General features: G+C 72.9%; 5 protein-coding genes. All 5 read left to right on the forward strand.

Annotation, left to right across the window (positions count from 1 at the left end; genetic code table 11):
* The coding region (locus ACH9D3_RS03860) for a sugar phosphate nucleotidyltransferase (RefSeq protein ID WP_396409921.1) at positions 1-1,104 on the forward strand (1,104 nt) is incomplete at its 5' end.
* A 41-nt stretch (positions 1,105-1,145) separates the two neighbouring features.
* Positions 1,146-2,393 (forward strand): amidohydrolase, encoded by a 1,248-nt coding sequence (locus ACH9D3_RS03865; protein ID WP_396400347.1) that lies wholly within the window; start codon positions 1,146-1,148, stop codon positions 2,391-2,393.
* Positions 2,394-2,508: 115 nt separating this feature from the next.
* Positions 2,509-3,618 carry a BMP family ABC transporter substrate-binding protein gene (locus ACH9D3_RS03870; RefSeq protein ID WP_396409922.1) on the forward strand — a complete coding sequence of 370 codons (1,110 nt, stop codon included), beginning with the start codon at positions 2,509-2,511 and terminating at the stop codon, positions 3,616-3,618.
* Between the two features lie 105 nt (positions 3,619-3,723).
* Entirely contained in the window at positions 3,724-5,328 is a 1,605-nt protein-coding gene (locus tag ACH9D3_RS03875; protein ID WP_396409923.1) for an ATP-binding cassette domain-containing protein, read from the forward strand.
* Positions 5,325-6,557 (forward strand): ABC transporter permease subunit (locus ACH9D3_RS03880; protein ID WP_396409924.1); only part of this gene is annotated, 1,233 nt, incomplete at its 3' end. The genes ACH9D3_RS03875 and ACH9D3_RS03880, both read left to right, overlap by 4 nt.

The raw sequence follows: 6,557 nt of genomic DNA on the forward strand, positions 1-6,557 counted from the left end.
CTCGCCCACTTCCACCCCTTCATCCCTGCCGGAGGGGTCGGCTCCCGGCTCTGGCCCCTGTCCCGGGCCGACGCGCCGAAGTTCCTGCTGGACCTCACCGGCTCCGGCTCGTCGCTCCTGCGCGCCACCTACGACCGGCTCGCCGGGCTCGGCGGCGGCAGCGTCATGGTCGTGACCGGCCGCACGCACGCCGCGGCGGTGTGCCGGCAGCTCCCGGAGCTCTCGGCGGAGGACCTCGTGCTCGAGCCCTCCCCGAAGGACTCGGCGGCGGCCATCGGGCTGGCCTGCATGCTCGTCCAGCGCCGGGACCCCGAGGCGATCGTCGGCTCCTTCGCCGCCGACCACGTGATCGAGCCCGCCGGGGCCTTCCAGGACGCCGTGCGGGAGGCGGTGACCGCCGCGGCCACGGGACGGATCGTGACGATCGGGATCCCGCCGAGCTCCCCGGCCACCGGGTTCGGCTACATCCGGGCCGGGGCCCCGCTGGGGATCCCGGGGGCGCCGAACGCGCTGGGCGTCGAGGAGTTCGTCGAGAAGCCCGACGAGGACACCGCCCGGCAGTACGTGGCCGGGGGCAACCACACCTGGAACGCCGGGATGTTCGTGGCCCCGGCGTCGTTGATGCTGCGCCATCTCGCGGCGAGCGAGCCGGCGCTGCACGCCGGGCTGAGCGAGATCGCCGAGGCCTGGGGCACCCCGGCCCAGGACGAGGTCGTGGACCGGGTGTGGCCCGGGCTGCCGAAGATCGCGATCGACTACGCCGTGGCCGAGCCCGCGGCCGCGGCCGGGGACGTGGCCATGGTCCCGGCGAGCTTCACCTGGGACGACGTCGGGGACTTCGCCGCGATCCGGCGGCTCAACCACGTCGATCCCGAGACGGATCCCGACGTGACGGTCCTGGGCGACAACAGCCGGGTGCTCTCGGACAGCTCCAGCGGCATCGTCGTCTCGGACACGGGCCGGCTGATCGCCCTGATCGGGGTCGAGGACATCGTCGTGGTGGACACCCCGGACGCGCTGCTGGTGACCACCCGGGAGCACGCCCAGCGGGTCAAGGACGCCGTGGCCTCCCTGAAGCAGCGCGGCAACACGGACGTGCTCTGAAAACGGCCGGGGCCGTGCGCACCCGGGAGTAGTCTGGTCAGATGCCTGACGCGCCATCTCCCGCCGCGGCCCTGGAGGCCGGCCTCCCGCCCGCCATCGGCCCCCTGCTCAAGCGGTACCTGCCGGACCTGATCGCCTTCCGGCGGGACCTGCACCGGCACCCGGAGCTGTCCTACCAGGAGTTCCGCACCACGGACCGGATCGTGGGCGCCCTGGAGAACATGGGTCTCTCCCCGGTGCGGCTCACCGACACCGGGTGCTACGTGGACATCGGGCACGGGCCGATCGCCGTGGGCCTGCGGGCGGACATCGACGCGCTGCCGATCCACGAGGGCACGGGCCTCGACTTCTCCTCCGTCAACGACGGCGTGGCGCACTCCTGCGGCCACGACATCCACGCCACCGTGATGGTGGGCGTGGCCAAGGTGCTGGCGGACCTGCACCGCACCGCCCACATGGCCGGGACCGTGCGGATCGTCTTCCAGCCCGCGGAGGAGCAGCTGCCCGGCGGCGCCCTCACCGTGCTGCGCCAGGGCGTCCTCGAGGGCGTGCCGCGGATGTTCGCCCTGCACTGCGAGCCCAAGGTCGACGTCGGCCGGGTGGGCACCAGGATCGGCGCCATCACCTCGGCCTCGGACACGGTGCGGATCGACTTCACCGGCCGCGGCGGCCACACCTCCCGCCCCCACCTCACGCAGGACCTCGTCTACGCGATGGCCCAGATCGCCGTCAACGTCCCGGCCGTCCTCTCCCGGCGGATCGACGTCCGCTCCGGGGTGGCCGTGGTGTGGGGCCAGATGCACGCCGGCGTGGCCCCGAACGCCATCCCCGCCTCGGGCTTCATGTCCGGGACCATGCGGTGCCTCGACGCCGACGCCTGGCACCGGGCGGGCACGCTGCTCGACGAGGTGGTGCACCAGGTCGCGGCGCCCTACGGGGTGGACGTGGCCCTGGAGCACATCCGCGGTGTGCCCCCCGTGGTCAACGGCGAGGTCGAGACCACCCTGATCGAGAACGCCGCCCGTGCCGAGCTCGGCGAGGACGCGGTGGTGCTGGTGCACCAGTCGATGGGCGGGGAGGACTTCGCGTGGTTCCTCCAGGAGGTCCCCGGGGCGATGATGCGGCTGGGCACGCGCACCCGCGGCGGGCACACCCACGACCTGCACCAGTCGGACTACGTGGCGGACGAGGCGGCCATCGGCTGCGGCATCCAGGTCATGACGAACACGGCCCTGCGCGCCATCCGGCTGCACTCCCGGGAGACACGACCGGACGTCGCGACGGATTGACGCCCGCCTCCGGCCCCCCGGGACTACCCGTGGGTAGGATGGCACCACGCCACGCCACCCGCGTGGACACGACCCGTGGCCCGCTGCCGGGTCACGACCGTCTCCTGGAGGAACCATGACCTTCTCGCCCCGGACGCCCCGAGGACCCCGCCCGCTCTCCGCCGCCGCGCTGCTCGGCGTCTCGGCCCTCGTCCTCGCCGGCTGCGGCTCGGCCCCCGAGGAGGGCGGCGAGGCCCAGGAGCAGGCCACCGACTTCACCGGCTGCATCGTCTCCGACGAGGGCGGCTTCCAGGACCGCTCGTTCAACCAGAGCTCCTACGAGGGCCTGCAGGCCGTCGAGGAGTCGATGGGCATCGAGGTGCGCGACGCCCAGTCCCAGGCGGAGACCGACTACGAGCCCAACCTCAACTCCATGGTCCAGCAGGGCTGCGACCTGACCGTGTCGGTCGGGTTCGCCCTCGCGGACGCCACCCGGGAGGTCGCCGAGGCCAACCCGGACACCGACTTCGCGATCGTGGACGACGCCTCGATCGACCTGCCCAACGTCAAGCCGCTCGTCTACAACACGGCCGAGGCGGCGTTCCTCGCCGGCTACGTCGCGGCAGGCACGACCGAGACCGGGACGGTCGCCACCTACGGCGGCCAGAAGTTCCCCACCGTGACCGTGTTCATGGACGGCTTCGCCGACGGCATCGAGCACTACAACGAGACCAAGGGCGAGGACGTCCAGCTGCTGGGCTGGGACAAGGACGCCCAGGACGGCACGTTCGTCAACAGCTTCACCGACAGCTCCGCCGCGAAGACGGCCACGCAGAACTTCATCAACGAGGGCGCCGACATCATCCTGCCGGTGGCCGGCCAGGCCGCCCTGGGCACCCTCGACGCCGTGGTGGAGGCCAACGACGGCGGTGCGGACGAGGTCCGCTTCGTGTGGGTCGACGCCGACGGCTACGAGACGCTCGAGCAGGGCAACCAGTACCAGCTCACCTCCGTGCTCAAGCAGCTGAGCACCTCCGTGCAGGACGTGGTCGAGTCGGCCGCCGAGGACGAGTTCAGCAACGAGCCGTACGTCGGCACCCTCGAGAACGACGGCGTGGGCATCGCGCCCTACCACGACCAGGAGGAGGCCGTGGGCGAGGAGCTCGCCGGCGAGGTCGAGCAGCTGCGGCAGGACATCATCGACGGCACGGTGACCGTCGAGTCCGAGAGCTCGCCGCAGGCCTGACCCCGGACGCCGGCCACCACCGCGCCCACCGCCGCCGGCTGCGGCCCCGCCGGCGGCGGTGGCCGGCCCGCCCGGGGCCGCGCACGGCCCAGGAGGAGGACCACCATGAAGCTCGAGCTGCAGTCCATCACCAAGCGCTTCGGTGCCTTCGCGGCCAACGAGGACATCGACCTCGTCGTCGAGCCCGGGCAGATCCACTGCCTGCTCGGGGAGAACGGGGCCGGCAAGTCGACCCTGATGAACGTCCTGTACGGCCTGTACCGCCCGACGCAGGGCCGCATCCTCGTGGACGGCGCCGAGGTGTCCTTCAGGGGCCCCGGGGACGCCATGGCCGCCGGCATCGGCATGGTGCACCAGCACTTCATGCTGGTGCCGGTGTTCACGGTCGCGGAGAACGTGGCCCTCGGCGCGGAGAGCACGAAGGGCGCGGCGCTGGACCTCGAGACCACCCGGCGCCGGATCCGGGAGATCTCCGACCGGTACGGCTTCCACGTGGACCCCGACGCCGTCGTGGAGGACCTGCCCGTGGGGGTGCAGCAGCGCGTCGAGATCATCAAGGCCCTCGTGCGGGACGCCCAGGTCCTCATCCTCGACGAGCCCACCGCGGTGCTCACCCCGCGGGAGACCGACGAGCTGCTCGAGATCATGCGCCAGCTCCGCGCCTCCGGGAGGTCGATCCTGTTCATCTCCCACAAGCTCCGGGAGGTGAGGGCGATCTCCGACGTCATCACGGTCGTGCGCCGCGGCCGGGTGGTGGGGCAGACGTCCTCCGAGGCCTCGACCTCCGAGCTCGCGGCCCTCATGGTGGGCCGCGACGTGTCCCTGACCGTCAGCAAGGACGACGCCGTGCCGGGGGAGCGGGCCCTGCAGGTCACGGGGCTCACCGTGGTCGCGGACAGCGGCGTGAAGCTGCTCGACGACGTCACCTTCGACGTGGCCCGCGGGGAGATACTCGCGGTGGCCGGGGTGCAGGGCAACGGGCAGACGGAACTGGCCGAGGCGATCCTCGGCCTGCGGGAGCGGGCCACCGGCTCGATCCGGCTCGGCGGCCGGGAGCTCCTCGGGAGGTCCGTGCGCCAGGTCCTGGAGGCAGGCGTCGGCTTCGTCCCCGAGGACCGCTCCACGGACGGGCTCGTCGGCCCGTTCACCGTCGCCGAGAACCTCGTCCTGGACCTCTACGGCGACGACCGCTTTTCCCGCGGACCGTCCCTGCGGCTGGGCGAGGTGCAGGCCAACGCCCGCCGCGCCGTCGAGCAGTTCGACGTCCGCACGCCGTCCGTGGACGCCCCCGTGCAGACGCTCTCCGGCGGCAACCAGCAGAAGGTCGTGCTCGCGCGGGAGCTCTCCCGCCCCCTCGAGCTGTTCCTCGCCTCGCAGCCCACCCGCGGCGTGGACGTGGGCTCGATCGAGTTCATCCACGAGCAGATCGTCGCCGAGCGGGACAAGGGCGTGCCCGTCCTCATCGTCTCCACCGAGCTCGACGAGGTCTACGCGCTCGCCGACCGGATCGCCGTGTTCTTCCACGGCCGCATCATGGGGATCGTGGGCCCCGAGACCCCGCGCGACGTCCTGGGACAGATGATGGCCGGCGCCACGGCCGAGGAGGCCCGCGCGGCCGGTTCCCGCCGGCACACCACCGGGCAGCCGGGCACCGAGCAGCCGACCGCGGGGCCGCACGCGGCCGCGCAGCAGACGAAGGAGCAGGCATGAGTGCCACCGGAGCGGCCCCGGCGGCCGCGGACCAGCAGAAGGCGCCGCCGCCCGGGGAGCCCGTGCCCGCGACCACCGCGCCCGAGGACGCCCGGCCCGCGTGGCTCGGGTCCGCGCTCCAGTCCGTGCTCGCGATCGTCGCCGCCCTGGTGCTCGGGGGGCTGCTCATCGCCCTGACCGACGACCGTGTGGCCGACGCGGCGGGCTACTTCTTCGCCCGCCCCGGTGACACGCTCACGGCGATGTGGGCCGCCGCGTCCTCCGCCTACGAGGCCATGTTCTACGGGGCCGTGTACAACCCGGAGGGCAGCACCTTCGTCCAGCGCGTCTATCCGCTCACGGAGACCCTGACCGTGGCCACCCCGCTGGTCCTGGCCGGGCTGGGCGTGGCCGTGGCCTTCCGGGCCGGGCTGTTCAACATCGGCGCCCAGGGGCAGCTGCTCGTCGGGGCGTCGCTGGCCGCCTGGGTCGGCTTCAGCTGGCAGCTGCCGGCCGGCGTGCACCTGTTCGCCGTGATCCTCGCCGGCGCCGCCGGCGGGGCGGTGTGGGGCGGGATCGTCGGCCTGCTCAAGGCCCGCACCGGCGCGCACGAGGTGATCCTCACGATCATGCTCAACTACATCGCGCTCAACCTCGTGGCCTGGCTGCTGACCCAGCCCGCGTTCCTGCGCCCCGGTTCCGCGAACCCCATCAGCCCCCAGGTGGCCGGGACCGCGATGTTCCCCCCGCTCCTGGGCGACCAGTTCCGCCTGCACTGGGGGTTCGTGCTCGCCGTCCTGGCGACCGTGTTCATCGCCTGGTTGCTCAAGCGCTCCACGATCGGCTTCGAGCTGCGCGCCGTCGGCGCCAACCCGCGCGCCGCGCGGACCGCCGGGATCTCGGTCACGCGCGGCTTCGTCGTCGTCATGCTGCTCGCGGGCGCCCTCGCGGGCCTCGCGGGCGTGGCGCAGATCTCCGGCACCGAGCGGGCGCTGACCGTGGGCGTCGCGGCGTCCTTCGGCTTCGACGCCATCACGGTGGCCCTGCTGGGACGGTCCCGGCCGTGGGGGACGTTCTTCGCGGGGCTGCTCTACGGGGCCTTCCGCGCCGGTGGCGTGACCATGCAGTCGATGACCGGCACGAACATCGACATCGTCCTGGTCGTGCAGTCCCTGATCGTCCTGTTCATCGCCCTGCCGCCGCTGCTGCGGACGGGGCAGGACCGGGTGCGGCGCCGCGGCGGACCGGGC

This window comes from Kocuria kalidii (assembly GCF_044462225.1).
GTDB lineage: Bacteria > Actinomycetota > Actinomycetes > Actinomycetales > Micrococcaceae > Kocuria > Kocuria kalidii.